Source organism: Caballeronia sp. LZ035 (genome assembly GCF_031451175.1).
In the GTDB taxonomy this organism is placed as follows: Bacteria; Pseudomonadota; Gammaproteobacteria; order Burkholderiales; family Burkholderiaceae; genus Caballeronia.
Genome location: NZ_JARUXS010000001.1, coordinates 1,278,539 through 1,300,630 on the forward strand (window position 1 = coordinate 1,278,539; position 22,092 = coordinate 1,300,630).

The following is a 22,092-nucleotide window of genomic DNA, read 5'->3' on the forward strand; positions in this document are numbered from 1 at the left end:
AGCCGAGCAAGCCGAGCAAGCCGAGCAAGCCGAGCAAGCCGAGCAAGCCCAGCAGCCGAGCAAACCCAGCAGCCGAGCAAGCCCAGCAAGCCCAGCAAACCCAGCAAACCCAGCAAACCCAGCAAACCCAGCAAACCCAGCAAACCCAGCAAACCCAGCAAACCCAGCAAACCCAGCAAACCCAGCAAGCCCAGCAAGCCCAGCAAGCCCAGCAAGCCCAGCAAACTTCACGGAGATGGACATGAACACGAAGCGCCTCAGCTTCAGACCGGCCGCGTGGCTGCGACTCATCGCACTGACGGCGGCGGGGCTGGCGCGGGAAGCGGCCGCGTGCAACCCCGACGCCGCCGCGACCTGCTACACCTGCTCGGCGCCGCAGACGCTCACGCTGCCTGCGAGCCTTTCGGTGGCGTCCGACCTGCCGCCCGGCGCGCTCCTGACCCAATGGGTGACGAGCGGACTCGTTGAATTCACCTGCAAGACGCAGAACGCCACGGTCGGAGTCGTCATGAATCTGAACGGCGACGCAACGACGCGCACGGGTGTCGAGGTCCCGTACAACGGCGCGAGCATTCCCGTGCTGGCCACCGCCTCGCAGGGCATCGGTATCGCCATCGCCATGCAGTTCGAATCGGCCGACGGCTCGACGACCGCGTGGCAAGGCGCGCGCAAGAGCGGTCCCACGTATGCCGACGCATCAAGTCCGTTGCTCGCCGGTCAGACGGGCACGAAGACGGTCGGCGCACGGACGTCCATCGCACTCGTGAAGACCGGCCCTTTGCAGATGGGCGGATGGGTAGGCGGCGAGCAGATCATGACCCTTCAGCCCTACGTGAACACCACCATCTCGCCGACGCTGCCGATCTCGACGGTCGTCAGCATGGTCCTGCCGATGACCTGCACGACGCCGGACCAGAGTGTCGACGTCGGCACGTTCATGGTCTCGGATTTCCCGGCGGTCGGCTCGCTGTCGCCGCCGCAGCCGGGCAAGGGCATGTTGAACGTGCAGTTCCTCAGCTGTCCCGGCGGCAGCGACAACCCGGGCACGCAGGCCGGTTCGATTCACTCCGTCACGTACATGATCTCGCCGCAATTCGGCGAGGCGGCGAACGATGTCGCCGCATTGCAGCCGGAGGCGGGCTCGGCGGGCGGCGTGGGGGTGCAGTTGCTTGACAACAGGACGGGCCAGGTCGTGCCGTTCGACACCTGGCAGGCCCTGGCCGGTTACAGCAGCTACTCCGGCGGCAACTATCGAGTACCGCTGACCGCGCGTTTCTACCGGACCGGCCCGGTCACGCCGGGCAACGCGAGCACGATCATGACCATGACCGTGCTCTACCAATGACGGGCTCGTGCCCGCCACTCTTTCGACGGAGCGTACCGAATGCGCAGCATCCGGCTCATGACGGCAGTTTCGATGCTGCTGAGCGCCCCGGCGGCGCTCGCCAGCTCGCAGGCCACCTTCAGCTTCTACGGCTCGATTCTGGCGTCGTCGTGCTTTCCTAACCCTGCAACGCTGCCGCAGGTCGTCACGCTCGCCACCGTGCCGGTCGCGGACTTCACCGGCGTCACGAGCGGCGCGAAGGCGTTCGTCATCGAGCTGTCCGGTTGTCAGCCGCAAACGTCGTTGACCATGTCCGTGAGCGGCACGACCGATACGCTTCCCACCGTGCTCAAGAACCTCAACGGCAGCGCGCGGGTCGGCGTGCAATTGCTGCTGGCAAGCGCGCCGGGAGTGACCACCGGCACACCCATTCCGATCAATGGCGACGCCGTACCGCTCGGCACCAGCGGGCCGACCGGCACGATGATCATCCCGCTGGTCGCGCAGTACTACCGGCTCGGTGCGTTGTCGGCGGGGACGGTCGGCGTGACCGCGACCGTGACCTTCACGTACGACTGAATCGACTGAAGCCGCCGGACTTTTTGCGGAATCGAAACGAGCGGCGCCATTTCCACCCATAATGCGCATGTTTCGGCCTCGCCCTTCCGGCTCAACCGCTCATGACGGAAATCCAGACCGCGGTACTCGTCTTCGTGCTGCTGCTGGCCAGCACGGGCCTGGGCGCCATCGTGCGGCCGCTGTTGCCCGAGGAACACAAGGCGCAGGAAACGGTGCAGCTGCTTCAATTGCTGGTCGGCATGCTGGTGACGTTCGCGGCGCTCGTGCTCGGCTTGCTGACGGCCTCGGCGAAGACCGGCTTCGACACGACCAACAATGACATGCGTACTTACGCCACCGTGCTCATCGAGCTGGACCGCACGATGCGCGACTACGGTCACGATCTCGATGACGCCCGCGCGCTGCTGCGCACCTACACGGCGGCGGCGATCGCCAGCACCTGGCCCGATGAGCCGCGTCCCGCGGGCGACTATCCGGCCATTGCGCCTTCCCCCAAGAACGGCGATCTCGCGAGCCCCGAACTCGGCACGCTGCTCGGCCGGGCCCAGCACAGCGTGCGTCTGCTGCAGCCGGCCGACGCCTACCACCGCGCGCTCGCCGACGAAAGCGCCGGGCGCTTCGAGCAGCTTATTGCGCTGCGCTGGAAGCTGATCGAGGAGGCGCACGGCTCGCTCTCCTATCCGTTCGACCGCATTCTGGTGGGATGGCTGCTCATCATCTTTCTGTGCTTCGGCCTGATCGCGCCGCGCAATGCGCTCTCGCTGGTGACGATCATGCTCGGCGCGCTGTCGATCGCGTCCGCCGTGCTCGTGATCGTCGACCTCGACACGCCCTTCAGCGGTCCGATCATGATCGCCAGCCAGCCGATGCGCGACGCGCTTGCTTATCAGAGTCACTGAGCCAGGCCACTGATGCTCTACACCGATCCGCGCCTGGTCGCGCTCTACGACGTCCTCAATCCGTTCGCCGCCGATACGGCGTTCTATCTGTCGCTCGCCGATGGAGCCGCGCATGTCGTGGACCTTGGCTGCGGCACCGGGTTGCTCGCCTGTGAACTCGCCCGGCGCGGCGTGCGCGTGACCGGCATCGATCCGTCGCGGGAGATGCTGCGCGTGGCGCGGGCGCGTCCGGAAGGCGACCGGGTGACCTGGATCGAAGGCGACGCCGGCGCGCTGCCGTTCGTCGGTGCGCCGGCGGATCTGCTGGTGATGACGGGGCACGTCGTGCAGATGTTGCTCGATGACGCCGCGTTGCTGGCTGCGTTGCAGGCCGGGCGCCGCGCATTGCGTCCGGGCGGTCGCTTGGCGTTCGAGAGCCGCCATCCGGCAGCGCGCGCATGGGAGAACTGGACGCCGGAGCGCTCGATGAAACGCATCGAGGCGCCTGGCGGCGGCACGGTCGACGTGTGGCAAGAGCGGCATGCGCAGCCCGATCCCGCGACGACGGGCCGCGTCGCGTTCACGACGCATTACCGCTTCGTGTCGACAATGGGCGGGACGGATGCCGCCGAAACGCTCAGCGCCGAGAGCGAGTTGCGCTTCCGGACCGCTGACGCATTGACGGACTTACTGAAGCGCGCGGGTTTTGCGCACATCGACTGGTATGGGGACTGGACGCGCGCGCCCCTGGATGAGACGAGCCGCGAGCTGATCGCGGTGGCGCGCTGACGGCCGGCCGGCGCCCGATGGCGTAGCGTCCGCCGCGCGGGCGCGCGGCGGCAACGATCAGAATTCGACGGCGACGAAATCCGCCTTGCCGACGTCGCACAGCGGGCAGCGCCAGTCGGCGGGAATGTCGTCGAAACGGGTTCCGGCCGCGATGCCTTCGTCGGGCAAGCCTTCTTCCTCGTTGTAGACCCAGCCACAGATCAGGCAGACCCAGCTCTTGAATTCGATGACTTCGCTCACGGCAGACTCTTGATTCCAGAAAGAATGAACAGGCCGCGCGGACCACGCCCGGACGGGCAGGAACGCGGCGAGCCGCATCTTACAGGAATCTCCGCTTGGCCCGCGCGGGCGCGACGGCGTGCCGCGGCGTGGCCTTCGAGATGGCGCTGCGCAGTGGTCCCGATGTGACGGCCGGAACGCCCGGTGTATGCTGCTGCGAATTCCCGGCGCCGAGGCCGCGCCATCGACCGGTTTACCTTGCATGGAGAAAACGATGTTGAAGAAGACACTGTTGGGTGCGGTGCTGTCGGGCGCGGTGCTGATGTCCTTCATGAACACCGCGCAGGCGCAGGCGCGGGTCTATTTTGTCCAGCCGAAGGACGGCGCGACGGTCACGAGCCCGGTGCACGTGCAATTCGCGGTCGACGGCATGTCGATTTCGCCCGCCGGCACGATGACCGAGGGCACCGGCCATCATCATGTGCTGATCGACGGCAAGCCGCTGCCGAAAGGCACCGTGATTCCGGCGAACGATACCTCGCTGCATTACGGCAAGGGCCAGACCGAAGCCGATATCAAGCTGCCTCCCGGCGATCACACGCTGACGCTGCAATTCGGCGACGGCGCGCATCGCTCGTACGGTCCCGAGATGAGCCAGACCATCAAGATTCACGTGCAGTAACCTCCCAACGGCCGGCCGCACGGTTGCGGTCGTCCGTTCGGCCAGCAGGGAGGCGCACGACCCCCGCGCCCGGCACGCCCGGTACAATGAACGCTTCCCTTGATTGCCGGGCACGCCGGCAATCCTTCGCCCTTCATCCGGTTTTCCCATGTCGCTTTATTCCATTTCGGACGCGCAGCTCGCGTTCGGCCATGTTGCATTGCTGGACCACGCCGACTTCACGCTCGAAGCGGGTGAGCGGGTCGGGCTGATCGGCCGCAACGGCGCGGGCAAGTCGTCGCTGCTCAAGATCGTCGCGGGCCTCGCCGCGCCCGATGACGGCCTCATCACGCGTCAGGGCGAGCTTTCCACGGTCTACGTGCCGCAGGAGCCTGAATTCGATCTCGACGCCACCGTCTTCGACGTGGTGGCCTCGGGTCTCACCGAGGCGCGCGCGCTGCTAGACGAGTTCGATGCCGTCACGCATGCGCTTGCCGACACGCCCGAAGGCCCGGAGCACGACACGCTGCTGTCGCGCATGAACGCGCTGCAGGGGGCGCTCGACACGCGCGACGCCTGGAACTGGCGCACTCGCGTGGCCACCACGCTCGCGCAGATCGGCCTGGACGGCGACGCCCGCACCGGCGCGCTGTCCGGCGGCATGAAGAAGCGCGTGGCGCTGGCGCGCGCGCTGGTGGTTCAGCCGGACGTGCTGCTGCTGGACGAACCCACCAACCATCTCGACTTCGAAGGCATCCGCTGGCTGGAGGACCTGCTCGTCACGCTGCGCTCGGGCCTGCTGTTCATCACCCACGACCGCGCGTTCCTCGACCGTGTGGCCACGCGCATCGTCGAGCTGGATCGCGGGCGCCTGCTGTCGTATCCGGGCAATTTCAGCGCGTACCAGACGCGCAAGGCGCAGCAGCTCGAAGTCGAGCAGGTCGAACAGGCCAAGTTCGACAAGCTGCTCGCGCAGGAAGAAGTGTGGATCCGCAAGGGCGTCGAGGCGCGCCGCACGCGCAGCGTCGGGCGCATTGCGCGGCTGGTCGAGATGCGCAATGAGCGCGCCGAGCGCCGCAACGTGCAGGGCAACGTGCGGCTGGATGTAGGCCAGGGCGAGAAGTCGGGCAAGATCGTCGCCGAACTGACCGAGGTGACCAAGCGCTATGGCGCGCGCACCATCGTCGATAGTTTCACGGCCACGGTCATGCGCGGCGACAAGATTGGCTTTGTCGGTCCGAACGGCGCGGGCAAGACCACGCTGCTCAAGCTGATCCTGGGCGAACTGCAGCCCGACGAAGGCCGCGTGCGCACCGGCACCAACATCCAGGCGGCGTACTTCGACCAGATGCGCGCGCAACTCGACCTCGACAAATCGCTCGCCGACACCATCAGCCCGGGCAGCGAATGGGTCGAGGTGAACGGCGTGAAGAAGCACGTGATGAGCTATCTCGGCGACTTCCTGTTCGCGCCGGAGCGCGCGCGTTCGCCGGTGCGCTCGCTGTCGGGCGGCGAGCGCAACCGCCTGCTGCTGGCGCGGCTGTTCGCGCGGCCCGCCAACGTGCTGGTGCTCGACGAACCGACCAACGACCTCGACATCCCCACGCTCGAACTGCTCGAGGAACTGCTCGCGGACTACGACGGCACCGTCCTCCTCGTGAGCCATGACCGCGCGTTCCTCGACAACGTCGTGACCTCGGTGTTCGCGGCCGAGGGCGGCGGTTTGTGGCGCGAATACGTCGGCGGTTTTTCCGATTGGCAGATTCAGCGCGAACGTTCGGAGCGCATCGCGGAAGAGGCGGCACGTCAGACCGCGAAGGAGGCGCCGAAGGACGAGACACCGAAAGACAGCGCGGCCGGCCGCAATGCGCAGCGCACCGTGAAGCTGTCGTTCAAGGACCAGCGCGAGCTGGAGGGGCTGCCGGCGCGCATCGCCGCGCTGGAAGAGGAGCAGAAGTCGATCGGCGCGCAGCTCGAGGACGGCTCGGTCTTCGCGCGCGACGCGAAGGAAGGCGCGCGTTTGTCGGAACGGCACGCGGCGATCGAAGAGGAATTGCTGGTGGCGCTGGAGCGTTGGGAGGAACTGGAAGCAAAACGGAAATGACGGGCGTGCCCGGCGCGATGGGTGTAATGGTCGCGATGCGTGCGATGGGTGCGCCGGGCACAGTGGCTACAGCGGCTACAACGGCTTCGGCTACAGTGGCCGCAGCGGCCGCAGCGGCTACAGCGGGCACAGCGGCCACAGCGGCCACAGCGGCCACAGCGGCCACAGCGGCTACAACGGCCACAACGGCCACAGCAGTCACAACGCGCGCCCGGACCCGGCCCGAGCCCATGACATCGCCCCGCCAGCCGGGTGTTTTACGCTCCCGAGGTGGGCGCGGCGAGCGAAAAACGCTATTCTCCTAGCGCGGCACGGAGCGCCGGGCGGGTCGACACCCCGCCGCAGGCCGTTCCGGCCAGGCACTTTCATCAGCATTCGCCGGCAGCCCGGGCGTCACGCGAGCGTCACGTTGCAGCACTTTTCCGCGCACGCCGGGGAGCCGGATCAACGTTCAACTATGTCCACGAAAAAATCCAGCGCAATGGCGACAGGAACCGACCGAGGCAAGCGGCCTGTCATGCATGCCAAGGCAGCCGGTTACAGCGAAGCATCGATCAAGGTGCTCAAGGGCCTGGAACCGGTCAAGCAGCGGCCCGGCATGTACACGCGGACCGAGAATCCGCTGCACATCATTCAGGAAGTGATCGACAACGCCTCCGACGAGGCCTTGGGCGGCTACGGCAAGCAGATCACCGTCACCGTGCACAATGACAATTCCGTGTCCGTCGAAGACGACGGCCGCGGCATTCCCTTCGGGCTGCATCCGGAAGAAGGCGTGCCGGTCGTCGAGATCGTGTTCACGCGTCTGCACGCGGGCGGCAAGTTCGACAAGGCCGCAGGCGGTGCGTATACGTTCTCGGGCGGGCTGCACGGCGTCGGCGTGTCGGTGACGAATGCACTTGCCACGCGTCTCGAAGTCACCGTCTGGCGCGACAACAAGATCGCGCAACTGGCGTTCTCCAATGGCGACGTCGTCGAGGAACTCACGACGCGCGCGGGCGAACGCGGCGTGAAGAAAAACGGCACCCGCGTGCGCGCGTGGCCGAACCCGAAGTATTTCGATTCGGCGAACCTGCCGGTCGGCGAACTGCAACGTCTGCTGCGCTCGAAGGCCGTGCTGTTGCCGGGCGTCGAAGTCGTGCTCGTCATCGAGAAAACCGGCGAGCACCAAACCTGGAAGTATGAAGACGGCCTGCGCGGCTATCTGCTCGAAGGCATGGGCGGCAGCGAGTTGCTGATTCCGCTCTTCGAAGGCGAACGCTTCGCCGAAAGCTCGAAGAACACCGAGGAAACCTTCGCGGAAGGCGAGGGCGCGTCGTGGGTCGTCGCGTGGAGCGAGGAAGGGCCGCTGTTGCGCGAATCCTATGTAAACCTGATTCCGACGCCCGCCGGCGGCACGCACGAATCCGGCCTGCGCGACGGTCTCTTCCAGGCCGTGAAGAACTTCGTCGAGATCCATAATCTCCAGCCGAAGGGCGTCAAGCTGCTCGCGGAAGACGTGTTCGCGCGCGTGTCCTTCGTGCTGTCGGCCAAGGTGCTCGACCCGCAGTTCCAAGGCCAGATCAAGGAACGGCTCAACAGCCGCGATGCCGTCAAGCTCGTCTCGTCGTTCTCGCGGCCCGCGCTCGAGTTGTGGCTCAACCAGCACGTCGAATTCGGCAAGAAGCTCGCGGAACTGGTGATCCGCCAGGCGCAGGCGCGCACCCGCGCCGGCCAGAAGGTCGAGAAGAAGAAAAGCTCGGGCGTCGCGGTGCTGCCCGGCAAGCTGACCGACTGCGAATCCACCGATATCAGCCGCAACGAGATCTTCCTGGTCGAGGGCGATTCGGCGGGCGGCTCCGCGAAGATGGGCCGCGACAAGGAATTCCAGGCCATCCTGCCGTTGCGCGGCAAGGTGCTGAACACGTGGGAAACCGAGCGCGACCGGCTCTTCGCGAACAACGAAGTGCATGACATCGCGGTGGCCATCGGCGTGGATCCGCACGGTCCGGACGAACAGGTCGACTTGTCGAATCTGCGCTACGGCAAGATCTGCATTCTGTCGGACGCGGATGTGGACGGCGCGCACATCCAGGTGCTGCTGCTCACGCTGTTCTTCAAGCATTTCCCGCAGTTGATCGAACGCGGCAATGTGTGCGTCGCGCGTCCGCCGCTGTTCCGTGTCGACGCCCCCGCGCGCGGCAAGAAGCCGGCGCAGAAGCTCTACGCGCTCGACGAAGGCGAACTCGAAGCGATTCTCGACAAGCTGCGCAAGGACGGCGTGCGCGAAACCGCGTGGACCATCAGCCGCTTCAAGGGCCTGGGCGAGATGAGCGCCGAGCAGCTCTGGGACACGACCATGAACCCCGACACGCGCCGCCTGCTGCCCATCGCGCTGGGCGATCTCGGCTTCGACCTCACGGTGTCGCGCATGACGATGCTGATGGGCAAGGGTGAAGCGGCATCGCGGCGCAGCTGGCTCGAAGAGAAGGGCAACGAGGTCGAAGCGGACATCTGAGCCCGCTCCGAACTCGACCTGAGACACGCATAACGGAAATTCGATGGGAACCACAGACGATCTCTTCGCCGCCCAGACCGCACCGGACGGCGAACAACTGATGCTCGGCGAGTACGCCGAACGCGCTTACCTGTCCTACGCGGTGAGCGTGGTGAAGGGCCGCGCGCTGCCGGACGTGTGCGACGGCCAGAAACCGGTGCAGCGCCGCATCCTGTTCGCGATGAACGAGATGGGCTTGTCGAACAACGCGAAGCCGGTGAAGTCGGCGCGCGTGGTCGGCGACGTGCTGGGCAAGTATCACCCGCACGGCGACCAGTCGGCGTACGACGCGCTGGTGCGGCTCGCGCAGGACTTCTCGATGCGCTATCCGCTCATCGACGGGCAGGGCAACTTCGGCTCGCGCGACGGCGACGGCGCTGCGGCCATGCGCTACACGGAAGCGCGCCTGACGCCCATCGCGCATCTGCTGCTCGATGAAATCGACCAGGGCACGGTCGATTTCATGCCGAACTACGACGGCTCCTTCGAAGAGCCGAAGCTCTTGCCCGCGCGCCTGCCGTTCCTGCTGCTGAACGGCGCGTCGGGCATTGCGGTGGGTCTCGCGACGGAAGTGCCGTCGCACAATCTGCGCGAAGTGGCGCAAGCCGCCGTCGCGATGATCCGCGACCCGAAGATCGGTCATGCCGGATTGATGGAAAAGCTGCCCGGACCGGACTTTCCCGGCGGCGGGCAGATCATCTCGTCGCAGGCCGAGATTTCGGCGGCTTATGAGACCGGGCGCGGCAGCCTCAAGGTGCGCGCGCGCTGGAAGATCGAGGACCTCGCGCGCGGACAGTGGCAGGTGGTGATCACCGAACTGCCGCCGGGCGTGTCGAGCCAGAAGGTGCTCGAGGAAATCGAGGAGCTCACCAATCCGAAGATCAAGCTCGGCAAGAAGACGCTCACGCCCGAGCAGGCGCAGACCAAGCAGACGTTGCTCGGCCTGCTCGACGCCGTACGCGACGAGTCCGGCAAGGACGCGCCGGTGCGGCTCGTGTTCGAACCGAAATCGAGCCGCCTGGACCAGACCGAGTTCGTCAATTCGCTGCTCGCGTATACGAGCCTCGAATCGAACGCGTCGATCAACCTGGTGATGATCGGCTCGGACGGCCGTCCGCGGCAGAAGGGCATCGTCGAGATCCTGCACGAGTGGGTCGGCTTCCGTTTCGTCACGGTGACACGGCGCACGCAGCATCGGCTCGGCAAGGTCAACGACCGCATCCATATTCTCGAAGGACGGATGATCGTCTTCCTGAATATCGACGAAGTCATCCGCATCATTCGCGAATCCGACGAACCGAAGCAGGCGCTGATCGCGCGCTTCAACCTCTCCGACCGCCAGGCCGAGGACATCCTTGAAATCCGTTTGCGTCAACTGGCGCGCATGGAAGCGATCAAGATCGAGCAGGAACTCAAGGACCTGGGCGAAGAGAAGGCCAAGCTCGAAGAACTGCTCAACAGCGACGCCTCGATGAAGCGTCTGCTCATCAAGGAAATCGAAGCCGACGCGAAGCAGTATGGCGACGACCGCCGCACGCTGATCCAGCAAGCCACGCGCGCGACGTTCGAGGCGCGCGTCGTCGACGAGCCGGTGACGGTCGTCGTGTCGCAGAAGGGCTGGGTGCGGGCGCTGAAGGGACATGGACTCGATCCGGCTGGCTTCACCTTCAAGCAGGGCGATGGTCTCTACGCGGCCTTCCAGGCGCGCACGCCGGACGCGCTGGTGGCATGGGGCAGCAAGGGCCGGGTGTATTCGGTGTCGGTCGCGGCCCTGCCGGGTGGACGAGGTGACGGCGTGCCGGTCACGTCGCTGATCGAACTCGAATCGGGCACGCATCTGCTGCATTACTTCGCGGCGAATGCGGAGCAGCAACTGCTGCTGGCGTCGAGCAACGGCTTCGGCTTCATCGCGAAGCTGAGTGACCTCGTAAGCCGCCAGAAGGCGGGCAAGGCGTTCATGACCATCGACGAAGGCGCGGCCCCGCTCGCGCCGATGCCGGTCATTCCGGGCGCGGCCTATGTGGCGTGTCTGTCGAGCGCGGGACGCTTGCTGGTGTTCGGCATGGACGAGATGAAGACGCTCTCCGGCGGCGGGCGCGGCGTCACGCTGATGGCGCTCGATCCGAAGGAAACGCTGCGTCAGGCGCTCGCCATCGACGCGCGCGGTGTCGTGATGATCGGCACCGGACGCGGCGGCAAGATCAGGGACGAGAAGCTGGCCGGCTCGCAACTGCAACTGCACCTCGGCAAGCGGGCGCGGAAGGGCAGGGCGCCGGATTCGTCGCTGAAGGTGGCGGAACTCAGGCCGGTGTTCGAGGGATAAGCATCAAGGCTTGCTTCGGCATTGTCTGGAACGCCTCGTCGCAAGCTTGCGGCGAGGCGTTTTTATTTGGCTCGTGGCCGCACGCACAGGAACTGGCGGGCGGCGTCCTAGTCGAATGCCCAAACTCGAATACCCGCGACACCCGCGTTCAAGCCCACGACGTCAGCCCAAAACCACAATGAACAAAGCCATCGAAGCCGCGCTTTTCCTGCATCTCCTCGGCGTTGCCGTATGGATCGGCGGAATGATCTTCGCGCATTTCTGCCTGCGTCCCGCGCTCGGCGACCTCACGCCGCAGCTGCGCCTGCCGCTGTGGGAATCCGTCTTCACGCGCTTTTTCAACTGGGTCGCGGCGTCGGTGCTCGTCATCCTGCTCTCGGGCGGCTTCCTGCTGGCCGAGTTCGGCGGCACGCACGCTGCAGTGCCGCTGCACGTGATGGCCGGCCTCGGCGTCGTGATGATGCTGATCTTCGGGCATATCCGCTTCGCCGTGTTTCCGCGCATCCGGCGCGCGGTGCAGGCGCAAAACTGGCCCGACGGCGCGCGCGCCGTCGGAACCGTGCGCAGGCTCGTCGTGATCAATCTGGTGTTGGGTATCGTGACGATTGGTGCAGCGGTGTTGTCACGCGGTCTGTGAAGTGCGTCTGAGGCTGAGGCTGCGCGGCTTGCGGCTCCAGTTGCGGGCCATCCTTCAGATAGCCTTCCTTTGAAGGATCGCGCATGCACAGCGACACGAGCCCGGCCACGGCGCACAGGGCGGTGACGTACCAGTAGAACATGCTTTCGATGCCCGCCTGCTTGAGCCAGAGCGCCACGTATTCCGCCGAGCCGCCGAAGATCGCATTCGCCAGCGCATAGGACAGGCCCACGCCGAGCGCGCGCACGTGCACCGGGAACATCTCCGCCTTGATCAGGCCGCTGATCGACGTATAGAAGCTCACGATGCAGAGCGCCGTGACGATCAGCGCAAACGCCGCCAGCGGGTTGCTGACATCCTTGAGCGTGTCCATGAGCGGCACCGTGCACAATGTGGCGAGCGAGCCGAAGCAGATCATGGACTTGCGTCGCCCGATGCGGTCGGAGAGCGCGCCGAAGAGCGGTTGCAGCAGCATGAACACGAACAGTGCGGCCGTCATCACGTGGCTGGCGGTCTTCGCGTTCATGCCGGCCGTGTTGACGAGATACTTCTGCATGTAGGTCGTGAACGTGTAGAACACGAGCGACCCGCCGGCCGTGAAGCCCAGTACGGTCACGAAGGCGCCCTTGTGCCGCCAGAGTCCGCTGAACGAACCGGCCTCACTGCTGCGGCGGGACTCGGCGGTGGTGGTTTCGTCGAGCGAACGCCGCAGCAGGAGCGCGATGACCGCCGCCGCCGCGCCCACCAGGAACGGAATGCGCCAGCCCCAGGCCTTCAGGCTTTCGGTGCTGAGCGTTTGCTGAAGGATAACCAGCACGAGCAGCGCGCAGAGTTGCCCGCCGATCAGCGTCACATACTGGAACGACGCATAGAAGCCCCGGCGGCCTTCGAGCGCGACCTCGCTCATGTAGGTTGCGCTCGTGCCGTATTCGCCGCCCACCGAGAGTCCCTGAAACAGACGCGCGACCAGCAGCAAGGCGGGCGCCAGCGCGCCGATCTCGGCATAACCGGGCAGCAGCGCGATGACGAGCGATCCGCCGCACATCATCAATACCGACACCATCATCGACGCGCGCCGTCCATGCTTGTCCGCAAGACGGCCGAAGAACCATCCGCCAATGGGACGCATCAGGAAGCCTGCGGCAAAGACGCCTGCGGTGTTGAGCAACTGCGTGGTCGTGTTGCCTGCGGGGAAGAAGGTGGACGCGAAGTAAATGGCGCAGAACGAGTAGACATAGAAGTCGAACCATTCCACAAGATTGCCCGACGACGCCCCGACAATGGCGACGATGCGGCGCCGTGTATCGCGTTTATCACGTGGTTCGGATGGGCGAGTCAATTGCGGTTCAGTTGATTCTTTCATTGTTGATTATCTCCATAATTGTCATCAAGCAGGTGGATTGAAAAAACGCTCTTAGAAAAGTCTTATTTGTTATGGGCCACATTAAGATTATTTTTGGATTTTTCTTAAGTCACGCTAAATAATCATTAAAAAAATCAGTCATCCTTTATACAGGATATTAAAATGCGATTTGTATAAAAATTCATCGCACAAGCTAAGGAAATAACGCCGACCATGGCATGCCGTCCTTGTCAAAAAACGGCCGATCACATCCTCTCGATCAATTTCCTTTGCGGAGCTCGTATGATTTCAGTGTCCAGCGATTATTCGAAAAGCACCCAGACGCTGAGCGGATCCAGCGACACCTCGGATGATCCGCCGCCGGCCCAGCAGCCTTCACAGGACGCGGAAGCGTCGTCCTCGCAGGGTTCGGACGGCACGTCGGGTTCGGGATCGGCGCAGACGGATTCGGCCTCTGATATCCCGCAAAAGTCGCCCGCTTCGACGAACGCGGAAGACGCCCAGGACGCGCAGAACGCGCAGAACGCGCAGACAGCGTTGCCCACATCGACTGCGCAGGCCGGTCAAGTTTCACCGACCGGGCAGGACGTCGCAGGACAGCGCGCGCCGGGCGTCGGAACGCAGCAGCAGTTGTCGCTGGAACAGCCGTCGCCGGCTACGCAGTCCGTTCCGGACGCCAGTGCTTCAACTAAGACGTCGGGCACGCCACGAACGGCAACCGACAAAGCTTCCGCTGACATGACTTCGCGAGATCTCGCGGATTCGCTCGTCTTGCGGAACGACCTGGCGGCGGCTGGCGACCGCTTCAATTCCGCGGTCGATGACTCGATGAAGGACGTGAGGGACGGCAAGGACACCACCGACCATGTCATCGCAGCGGGCAGGGCGTTCGACGAGACTCAAAAAATCCTGGGGCAGACCACACTGAGCCGCGATCAGCAAGACCGGTCGGACCGCCTTGCGTATGCGTTCGAACATCGGCAGGACAATGACACGCCCGAATCCATCAGCAAGAACGCCAACGTCGATCTGAAGCCGCTGACGAAGGACCACGCACTCGATGACTTCAACAAGTATGGGAAATATCCGGGCATCATCGCGCGCTCGGCGCTCTTCGATGAAGGTCGTTTCAACAACTCCCAGGTGTTGAAGAACTGGCCTGTGGTATCGCGGTTCCAGACTCCCGGCCAGAGCCGGTTCGACTGGATGGGTCCGAACGGCCGGCTCGCGACGCTGCTGGGTGCGCGCGGGCTGGCGGCGACCAACAACTTCTCCAAGGCGGGTTCCATGTTCATGTCGGGCATCCAGAAACTGAAGGACGGCAAGGATCCCACTGACGACTTCGTCGGCGGCGGCTCGGCCATGGCGCAGGGCCTGAACGAGGTTAGCGGCGGCGCGGGCACGGATATCGGGAATCACCTCGCCAAGCAGTGGCAGGCGAAGCAAGCGCAGGCCGCCAGGTCGGAACCTGTTTCGAGCCCGGGGAACGGCTCGAACACCAATGGCACTGCGCCTGCGCAAAACGGCTCGAACACCGTCGGCACTTCGCCTGCGCAAAACGGTACGAACACCAATGGCACTGCGCCTGCGCAAAACGGCTCAAACACCAATGGCACTGCGCCTGCGCAAAACGGCACGAACACCAATGGCACGTCGCCCGCGCAAAACGGCTCGAACACCAATGGCACTTCGCCCGCGCAAAACGGCTCGAACACCAATGGCACGTCGCCGGCGCAGAACGGCTCGAACACCAATGGCACGTCGCCTGCGCAGAACGGCACGAATACCGTCGGCACTTCGACACAGCCGAGCGGCCCGTCAACGAGCGCGGACGATGCGCGCTCGATCCATTCGCTGAACCAGCAAGTCGACGCCGATCTGGCCCATGTGAGCGGCGCAATCGACGGGCAGGTCGCGGATCGCCAGAAGCAACTCAAGCAAGATGTCTTCAAAAGGCTGGATGGCACCGATCCCACCAATCGGCGACTGATCCTGCAACGCGCGATCCCGGAGATGTACGGCGAATACAGCGGCATGCAGACGATGGGCGATGAACTCAAGAAAGCCGCTCGGGAAGACGCGCAAAACGCCCACGACAATTTGCTGAAGATCGAATCCGAGTCGCACACGGAGATGCAGAAGCTCAACGATCTGGGCTTCCAGACTGTCGAGGCGGCGCGCAAGTCGGAGAACGCCGCGGCACGGGACGCGGTCAGCCGTCTGGACCATCTCGGCCAATTGAAGCACGACACCTACGACCAGTTCGATCGTGCGATGAACGAGCGGGAGGCGTTGATGAAGGACGCGCCGACGGCATACAGGGAATTGGGACAGGCGATGAACACGCCGAGTCAGGAGGTCCGGCAGTCGCAGATCGGCCAATGGATGGACAAGTACGGCGAGAATTTCAGCAAGTATCAGAACACCTTTCTCGCGAATACCGAAACGTATCCTGACTGGTTCAAGATCTCCAAGCCCTTGCGCACGCAGCTTGTGCCCTCGATGATCGGCACCGCGTTTGGAGCGGTCGGTTTTGGCGCCTCACTTCATTCCTACTTGCAGAAACAGCAGGCGGGCACATTGACCGTTCCGGACAAGCTCAATCTCGGCGCGCAGGTATTGGGTCTGGTGGGCGGTATCGTGGGCTTCGTGCCCTTTGTCGGGCCGGTTGCAAGCATCATCTGCACGGGCGTCGGCGCGGTGATGGGCGGTATCGCCGATGGTTACGACGACTACCAGCGGACCGAAGCCCAGAACGATCTCCTGAACCAGTACCGGGACGAATGGAACAAGCGTCATGCCGAAGCAGACCAGATCGAGGAGCCGTTCGATGGAGGTTGATGGGCCGCTTTATGGGCTGCCTTATGGTCCACGTTATGGCCCGCGTGAAGGCCCGCGTGAAGGCCTGCGGAGCAGTGTGGCGTCCGACAGAGCCTTGGCCGTCGGGCGCGGTTGCTGGTCATGGGGATGCGTGCCGGCCCGCTGATCGTTCGTGCGAACCACCGGCCGGTGCGCCATGGGCCACCCTGGTTCCGACAGCCGCGCCTAGCGTCCGCCGGGTTCGTCGGTGAGGGCGGGGCTCGACGGCTCCCGGCCGACGTCATTGCGGGTCCGCGGCGCCTGTCCGCGCGACCAGCCGCATACGCCGAAGCGATCGAGCAGCGCCTGCACGCCGTCGGCCGGCACGGGCCGCGAGAACAGGAAGCCTTGCGCTTCCACCGGCCCCAGCGCCGCGAGCCACGCGATCTGCTCGTCGCGCTCGGTGCCTTCCACCACCACCGTCAGGCCGAGCGAACGCGCGAGATTGATGATGGCCGACACCATCACGCACACGCTGCGGTCCTCGGGGATCGCCTGGATGAACGAGCGGTCCACCTTGAGCGTATCCACGGAGAAGCGGTTCAGATACGACAGCGACGAATAGCCGGTGCCGAAGTCGTCCAGCGCGATGCGCACGCCCAGGCGCTTCAGCGCGACGATCTTCTCCTGCACGAGCTCGGGATATTCGACCATCACGGTTTCGGTGATCTCGAGTTCGAGCTTGTCCGGCGGAATGCCGCTCGCTTCGATCGCGCGCGCGACCGTCTCCAGCAAGTCGCCGCGCCAGAACTGCACCGCCGAGATGTTCACGGCCAATGAAAGCCCCGTATAGCCGTCCTGCTGCCATTGCGCGAGTTGCCTGCACGCGGTGTGGATCACGAAATCGCCGACCGCGACGATCAGGCCGGTGGACTCCGCCACCGGAATGAACTCGTTCGCCGGAATCAGCCCGTGCTGCGGATGGTTCCAGCGCACCAGCGCCTCGAAGCCGGTGATGCAGCGGCGCGTCAGGTCGATCTTCGGCTGGTAGACGAGGAACAGCTGCTCCTCGGTGAGCGCGACGCGCAGCTGCTGTTCCCACTTCATCAGGTGATCCGCGCGATGCGACAGCTGCGGCGAATAGAACTGATAGCAGTTGCGGCCCGCGTCCTTGGCGCTGTACATCGCGAGGTCGGCCTTTTTCAGCAAGTCGATCTCGCTCTCGTTCGACACCGAGAACAGCGCAATGCCGATGCTCGCATGCAGCACGAACGCGCTGCCGCGCACGTCGAAGGGCGTGGCGAACATGGTGGAGATGTCGTCGGCGAGCGTGACGGCGCGCTGCTCGACCTCGTCGCCCTTCACGACCACCACGAACTCGTCGCCGCCGATGCGCGACAGCGTGCCGCTCTGGCCCACCGTCTCCGCGAGCCGCGAGGCCGTCATCTGCAGGACGATGTCGCCGGCATTGTGGCCGAGCGTGTCGTTGACGGTCTTGAAGTTGTCGAGGTCGATGAAGAGCAGCGCCAGCCGCCCGATGTTCTCCTGCTGCGCGACGTCCTGGCGCAGCGCGCGCAACGTGGAGTAGCGGTTGCGCAGGCCGGTGAGCAGGTCGTACTCGACCAGGTGCGTCATCTCGCGCTCGCGCCCGAGCAGCTTGCCGATCAGGCCGGTGGCAACCGCGAAGAAGCCGAGCATCGCGAGCGAGATGAAGCTCGCCATCAGCAGATAGACGTTGCGCGTGTGGTTGTAGTCGATCATCTCTTCGCGTTCGGAGAGACCGACGAGCACGCCGAGCGGATAACCGTCGATATGCCGGTACGACACGATGCGCTTCACGTGATCGATGGGATCCACATAGATGCCCGACGCGTGATCCAGCGTCGGATACACGCCGCTCGCGGTGAAGTCCGCGCGGGCGCGGCTGCTGGCGGCAGCGCTTGCATCGCCGCCGTTGCCTTGCGCAGCGGCCGTGGCGGCCGCGGCGCCATCGGCCAGGCCGCCGCCCGTGCTGCGCGCGAGCACCGAGCCGCTGTCCGACACCACGGCGATCACGCCTTCGCGGCCGATCGACGCGACGTTGTAGAAGTCGCTCGTGAAATAGGCCGGGTCTTCCGACACGACCACCACGCCCGCGAACGAGCCATCCGGATGATTGAGCCGGCGCGTGAACTGCAGCGTCCACAGGCCGGACACGCGGCCGCGCACCGGGCGGCTGACGTAAAGGAGGTCGTCGTTGGAATGCGCGTGGACCTTGAAGTGCTCGCGGTCCGACAGGTCGATGGGTTTCGGATGCGGGTCCGAGGTATTGCCGACCAGCGTGCCGTATTCGTCGATCAGCGAGACCTGCACCAGCGTGTCGCTTTGCACGACGCCTTTTTCGACGGTGGCGATCAGGTCGAAGTTGTCAGGCGATTTCTCGTATTCGTATTTGACGAAACGGGTGATCTGGTCGACCTGATGAATGGCCTTGATGGTGTGCTGCTCGAGCGCCGCCGACAGAATGGCGGCGGAAGACATGGATTCGTGCGTGGTGGCTTCGCGCTCCACCGAAAGCCGGGCGAAGATCACCGCCCACAGCAACACGAGCACGAAAGTGCCGAGTACCGGAATGGCCAGCAACGCCCGCCGCCGCCGCGCCGCCGGGGCGCTTGTGAGGGTGTCCGGGACGGCATGCGTGCGCGCCCGCTTCATGGCGCTCCCTGCAACGCTGGATCGCGTAGCGCCTGACGTGCTGCGAACTGCGCGAAATGGATGAAGCGATGCATGTGCGGAAGCGTTCGGCCGAAACGAGTGACTATACCGCGCGCGGTACGCCGCGGTTGAGGGATGGACATTCTTTGGCAGATCCTGTTCGCGGCGTCATTCGGGCGCGTGGCTTTCGCTGTGCGCGCTGTGCCCGGCGGCGCTTGCCGATTGTCCTGGCGCGCCGGCACTGAGCCGCTGAAGGATGCTTCGAGTCTGGATTCGGGCTGCGCCCCTGCCGGCTCCGTCACGTTGCCGCCGCCACGCCCGACGCTATTTGTATTCCCATTGGTCAGATAGTAGCGAAGCCGCTTCCTTTAAGAAAGAGTCCGCTCTTGGGGGTATACGCGCGCCGGGGGAAACGCACAGGTCATTGTTTCAGCAACGGAAATTTCCGTCGATCACAGTTACCGAATGGCCGCCGATCCACACGGGCTCGCCGTCCGCCGGATCGTCGTAAGTGACGCTTACGCGGCCGTCGCGGCCGAGCACGGTGCCTTGCCGAACCGTATAGTGCTCACCCGGACGTTTGCCCTGCTGCGTCAGCAGCGTAGCGAGCGCGGCATTCGCGCTGCCCGTGACCGGATCCTCGATGTTCTCCGCGCCCAGCAAGAGCGCGCGCAGTTCGAAGGTCGCCGGTCCGCCGGGCGCGTGCGGCCCATAGACCACGATGCCGTGCGTGCCCGTCTCCGCGACGATCTGCCGGACTGCTTCGCGCGACTCGCCCGCCAGCGTCAGCGCAAGACATTGCGCTGCGTCGCGCACGCGCACCACGAGCCAGGGCGCGCCGTTGTCCACCGCGGCGGGCGGCGCTTCGGCATCGAGTGCAGCGGGCGCGAGCGCTGCCGCGAGACGCGCGTGCTGCGCCGCACTCAGCGGCGTGATGCGCGCAGGCGGCGCGGCGAAGGCCCACTCGCCGCCGGCGCGTTCGGCGAGCGTCACGAGGCCGACGCCGCATTCCTGCACCAGCCGTCCGGGCGTCTTCGGCGTGTAGCCAGCGTCGATGAGCGCGTGCGCGCTGCCGAGCGTCGGATGCCCGGCGAACGGCAATTCCACCGCGGTCGTGAAGATGCGTACGCGGTAGTCGGCGCGTGCATCGGTCGGCGGCAGCAGGAAAGCGGTTTCGGACAGGTTGGTCCAGCGCGCGATCTCCTGCATGCGTTCGGTGGAGAGGCCGTCGGCATCGAAGATCACGGCGAGCGGGTTGCCCTTGAACGGCACCGAGGTGAAGACGTCGACCTGCTTGAACTGGACGACGCGTTCAACGTTGTGTGGGGACATGAGCTTGTGTCTCGCTGAAGCAGAGCATAAAAAAACCCGACGCGTCGCTGCGTCGGGTTTCGCGGATGAACAGGCGAACGGGACGCGCTTCAGGCGACTTCCGCGATCAGTTCAATCTCGACGCACGCGCCGAGCGGAATCTGCGCCACGCCGAAGGCGGAACGTGCGTGCTTGCCGGCATCGCCGAAGACTTCCGCGATGAGCTCGGACGCGCCGTTCGTCACGATGTGCTGTTCCGTGAACTCGAAGGTCGAGTTCACGAGGCTCATGACCTTGACGATGCGCTTGACGCGGTTCAGGTCGCCGACGTGCGCGTGCAGCGTCGCGATGAGGTCGATGGCCACACTGCGCGCGGCCGCCTTGCCTTCTTCCGTGCTGATGTCGGCGCCGAGCTTGCCGGCGTGCACTTTGCCGTCCTTCTTCGCGATATGGCCGGACAGATAGACCGTGTTGCCGCTCTGCGCGCTCATCACGTAGGCGGCCGCCGGCGCGCCTGCCGTGGGCAGGTCGATGCCGAGTTCCTTCAGCTTGTCGTACACATTCGATGCCATCGGTTGCTCCTTGACTTCAAGCGGGTGAAGGGGCGCGCGGCGCCCCGGAAATTCAGAGGCTCGCGCGGATCAGCGCGCCGAGCCGGCCGACGCCTTCGTCGATCGTCGCGGGCGGCACCGTCACGAAGGACAGGCGCAGCGTGTTGTGCGCGGCTTCGTTGGCGTAGAACGGACCGCCCGGCACGAAGGCCACGTTCTGCGCGACGGACTGCTCGAGCAGCTTCATCGTATTGATGTGCTTCGGCAGCGTCAGCCACACGAACATGCCGCCCTCCGGACGGTTCCATTCGACACCGGCGGGCATGTGACGTTGCAGTGCGTCGAGCATCGCTTCGCACTGGTCGCGATACAGCGTGCGGATCTTCGGCACGTGCTGGTCGAGGAAGCCGTCCTTGACCACTTCGTAGACGATGCGCTGCGTGAGGCTCGGCGTATGCAGGTCGGTGGCCTGCTTGGCCTGCACGAGTTTGAAGTGCAGTTCCTCGGGCGCGATGATGTAGCCCACGCGCAGGCCCGGCGCCAGCACCTTCGAGAACGAGCCGAGATGCACGATGTGATCCGGCGCCATCGAGAGCAGCGTGGGCAGCGGGGCGCCGGCGTAGTCGAGCGCGCCGTAGGGATCGTCTTCGATCACCGGGAACGCGGCCGTCTTCGCGAGGGCGGCGAGCGCCTGGCGGCGCGCGAGCGGCAGGCGGCGGCCGGTCGGGTTCTGGAAATTGGGCTGGGCGTAGAGCAGGCGCGCGCCGGCGGTGAGCGTGGCATCCAGGCCTTCGGGAATCAGGCCGGATTCGTCGGTGGGCACCTGTACGTAGTCAGGCTCGAACAGCGAGAACGACTGGAGCGCGCCGAGGTAAGTCGGCGTTTCGACCAGCACGCGGCTGCCCGGATCCACCAGGGTCTTGCCGAGCAGGTCGAGCGCCTGTTGCGAGCCGGTGGTGATGAGCACCTGCGACGGACGGATCGACGCGCCGTTCACCGAATAGCGCGCCGCCACCCATTCGCGCAGCGGCAGGTAGCCTTCGGTCGCGCTGTACTGGAGCGCCGCGGACGGCTGGTCGCGCAGGATGCGCTCCGACGCGTGCCGCATTTCCTCGACCGGAAAGGTCGCGGGCGAGGGCAGGCCGCCCGCGAAGGAAATGACCTCCGGCCGCTCCGTGACTTTCAGGATTTCGCGAATCGCCGAGCTCGTGAGCTTGCGGGCGCGTTCGGAGAGTTGCCACGGGGTGGCGCGGAGATCGGCTTGATTCATGGGGTGCCTCGGTTGGCTTTGGAGTGGTCCCGCGTTGGGTGGAAATCGGGGTGC

At 65.2% G+C, this 22,092-nt stretch carries 15 protein-coding genes and 1 pseudogene; 10 read left to right on the forward strand and 6 right to left on the reverse strand.

The window, feature by feature from the left end:
- The first annotated feature begins 241 nt into the window (after positions 1-241).
- The 4 genes from QCE88_RS06065 to QCE88_RS06080 all read left to right on the forward strand — a co-directional run bounded on the left by QCE88_RS06065 (position 242) and on the right by QCE88_RS06080 (position 3,570).
- The gene (locus tag QCE88_RS06065) at positions 242-1,345 is read left to right on the forward strand and encodes a fimbrial protein (RefSeq protein ID WP_309900094.1); all 1,104 of its coding nucleotides are present in this window, start codon (positions 242-244) and stop codon (positions 1,343-1,345) included.
- A gap of 57 nt (positions 1,346-1,402) precedes the next feature.
- Positions 1,403-1,903 carry a fimbrial protein gene (locus QCE88_RS06070; protein WP_309900096.1) on the forward strand — a complete coding sequence of 167 codons (501 nt, stop codon included), beginning with the start codon at positions 1,403-1,405 and terminating at the stop codon, positions 1,901-1,903.
- A gap of 101 nt (positions 1,904-2,004) precedes the next feature.
- Positions 2,005-2,802 (forward strand): hypothetical protein, encoded by a 798-nt coding sequence (locus QCE88_RS06075; RefSeq protein WP_309900098.1) that lies wholly within the window; start codon positions 2,005-2,007, stop codon positions 2,800-2,802.
- Positions 2,803-2,814: 12 nt separating this feature from the next.
- Positions 2,815-3,570, forward strand: a complete 756-nt coding sequence (locus tag QCE88_RS06080; protein WP_309900100.1) for a class I SAM-dependent methyltransferase — start codon at positions 2,815-2,817, stop codon at positions 3,568-3,570.
- A gap of 57 nt (positions 3,571-3,627) precedes the next feature.
- Here QCE88_RS06080 and QCE88_RS06085 read toward each other — a convergent pair whose 3' ends face one another.
- The gene (locus tag QCE88_RS06085) at positions 3,628-3,810 is read right to left on the reverse strand and encodes a rubredoxin (RefSeq protein WP_309900102.1); all 183 of its coding nucleotides are present in this window, start codon (positions 3,808-3,810) and stop codon (positions 3,628-3,630) included.
- Between the two features lie 253 nt (positions 3,811-4,063).
- Between QCE88_RS06085 and QCE88_RS06090 the strand changes: the two genes are divergently transcribed.
- The 5 genes from QCE88_RS06090 to QCE88_RS06110 all read left to right on the forward strand — a co-directional run bounded on the left by QCE88_RS06090 (position 4,064) and on the right by QCE88_RS06110 (position 12,050).
- Entirely contained in the window at positions 4,064-4,471 is a 408-nt protein-coding gene (locus QCE88_RS06090; protein ID WP_309900104.1) for a DUF4399 domain-containing protein, read from the forward strand.
- A gap of 148 nt (positions 4,472-4,619) precedes the next feature.
- Positions 4,620-6,554 (forward strand): ATP-binding cassette domain-containing protein, encoded by a 1,935-nt coding sequence (locus tag QCE88_RS06095; RefSeq protein ID WP_309900106.1) that lies wholly within the window; start codon positions 4,620-4,622, stop codon positions 6,552-6,554.
- 517 nt (positions 6,555-7,071) lie between these two features.
- On the forward strand, positions 7,072-9,051 hold the full coding sequence (locus QCE88_RS06100; RefSeq protein WP_309900108.1) for a DNA topoisomerase IV subunit B: 1,980 nt from the start codon (positions 7,072-7,074) through the stop codon (positions 9,049-9,051).
- A 43-nt stretch (positions 9,052-9,094) separates the two neighbouring features.
- Positions 9,095-11,413 (forward strand): DNA topoisomerase IV subunit A, encoded by a 2,319-nt coding sequence (parC, locus tag QCE88_RS06105; protein ID WP_309900110.1) that lies wholly within the window; start codon positions 9,095-9,097, stop codon positions 11,411-11,413.
- A gap of 178 nt (positions 11,414-11,591) precedes the next feature.
- Entirely contained in the window at positions 11,592-12,050 is a 459-nt protein-coding gene (locus QCE88_RS06110) for a CopD family protein (RefSeq protein WP_309900112.1), read from the forward strand.
- 43 nt (positions 12,051-12,093) lie between these two features.
- Here the strand turns inward: QCE88_RS06110 and QCE88_RS06115 are convergent.
- Positions 12,094-13,413: pseudogene (locus QCE88_RS06115) on the reverse strand (MFS family transporter); the annotation flags it as partial.
- 282 nt (positions 13,414-13,695) lie between these two features.
- Between QCE88_RS06115 and QCE88_RS06120 the strand changes: the two are divergent.
- On the forward strand, positions 13,696-16,254 hold the full coding sequence (locus QCE88_RS06120) for a hypothetical protein (protein ID WP_309900114.1): 2,559 nt from the start codon (positions 13,696-13,698) through the stop codon (positions 16,252-16,254).
- A gap of 204 nt (positions 16,255-16,458) precedes the next feature.
- Here the strand turns inward: QCE88_RS06120 and QCE88_RS06125 are convergent, their stop codons facing one another.
- The 4 genes from QCE88_RS06125 to QCE88_RS06140 all read right to left on the reverse strand — a co-directional run bounded on the left by QCE88_RS06125 (position 16,459) and on the right by QCE88_RS06140 (position 22,038).
- On the reverse strand, positions 16,459-18,906 hold the full coding sequence (locus QCE88_RS06125) for an EAL domain-containing protein (RefSeq protein WP_309900116.1): 2,448 nt from the start codon (positions 18,904-18,906) through the stop codon (positions 16,459-16,461).
- Between the two features lie 429 nt (positions 18,907-19,335).
- Entirely contained in the window at positions 19,336-20,238 is a 903-nt protein-coding gene (locus tag QCE88_RS06130) for a PhzF family phenazine biosynthesis protein (RefSeq protein WP_309900118.1), read from the reverse strand.
- 89 nt (positions 20,239-20,327) lie between these two features.
- Positions 20,328-20,789, reverse strand: a complete 462-nt coding sequence (locus QCE88_RS06135; RefSeq protein ID WP_309900119.1) for a RidA family protein — start codon at positions 20,787-20,789, stop codon at positions 20,328-20,330.
- Between the two features lie 52 nt (positions 20,790-20,841).
- Positions 20,842-22,038: a PLP-dependent aminotransferase family protein gene (locus QCE88_RS06140; protein WP_309900121.1), complete on the reverse strand. Its 1,197-nt coding sequence runs from the start codon at positions 22,036-22,038 to the stop codon at positions 20,842-20,844.
- Positions 22,039-22,092: the final 54 nt, after the last annotated feature.

Bases quoted from the DNA above. Each gene is read 5' to 3' on its own strand.
- QCE88_RS06065 (WP_309900094.1), top strand. From the start codon at position 242: ATGAACACGAAGCGCCTCAGCTTCAGACCGGCCGCGTGGCTGCGACTC.
- QCE88_RS06070 (WP_309900096.1), top strand. From the start codon at position 1,403: ATGACGGCAGTTTCGATGCTGCTGAGCGCCCCGGCGGCGCTCGCCAGC.
- QCE88_RS06075 (WP_309900098.1), top strand. From the start codon at position 2,005: ATGACGGAAATCCAGACCGCGGTACTCGTCTTCGTGCTGCTGCTGGCC.
- QCE88_RS06080 (WP_309900100.1), top strand. From the start codon at position 2,815: ATGCTCTACACCGATCCGCGCCTGGTCGCGCTCTACGACGTCCTCAAT.
- QCE88_RS06090 (WP_309900104.1), top strand. From the start codon at position 4,064: ATGTTGAAGAAGACACTGTTGGGTGCGGTGCTGTCGGGCGCGGTGCTG.
- QCE88_RS06095 (WP_309900106.1), top strand. From the start codon at position 4,620: ATGTCGCTTTATTCCATTTCGGACGCGCAGCTCGCGTTCGGCCATGTT.
- QCE88_RS06100 (WP_309900108.1), top strand. From the start codon at position 7,072: ATGCATGCCAAGGCAGCCGGTTACAGCGAAGCATCGATCAAGGTGCTC.
- parC (WP_309900110.1), top strand. From the start codon at position 9,095: ATGGGAACCACAGACGATCTCTTCGCCGCCCAGACCGCACCGGACGGC.
- QCE88_RS06110 (WP_309900112.1), top strand. From the start codon at position 11,592: ATGAACAAAGCCATCGAAGCCGCGCTTTTCCTGCATCTCCTCGGCGTT.
- QCE88_RS06120 (WP_309900114.1), top strand. From the start codon at position 13,696: ATGATTTCAGTGTCCAGCGATTATTCGAAAAGCACCCAGACGCTGAGC.
- QCE88_RS06125 (WP_309900116.1), bottom strand. From the start codon at position 18,906: ATGAAGCGGGCGCGCACGCATGCCGTCCCGGACACCCTCACAAGCGCC.
- QCE88_RS06130 (WP_309900118.1), bottom strand. From the start codon at position 20,238: ATGTCCCCACACAACGTTGAACGCGTCGTCCAGTTCAAGCAGGTCGAC.
- QCE88_RS06135 (WP_309900119.1), bottom strand. From the start codon at position 20,789: ATGGCATCGAATGTGTACGACAAGCTGAAGGAACTCGGCATCGACCTG.
- QCE88_RS06140 (WP_309900121.1), bottom strand. From the start codon at position 22,038: ATGAATCAAGCCGATCTCCGCGCCACCCCGTGGCAACTCTCCGAACGC.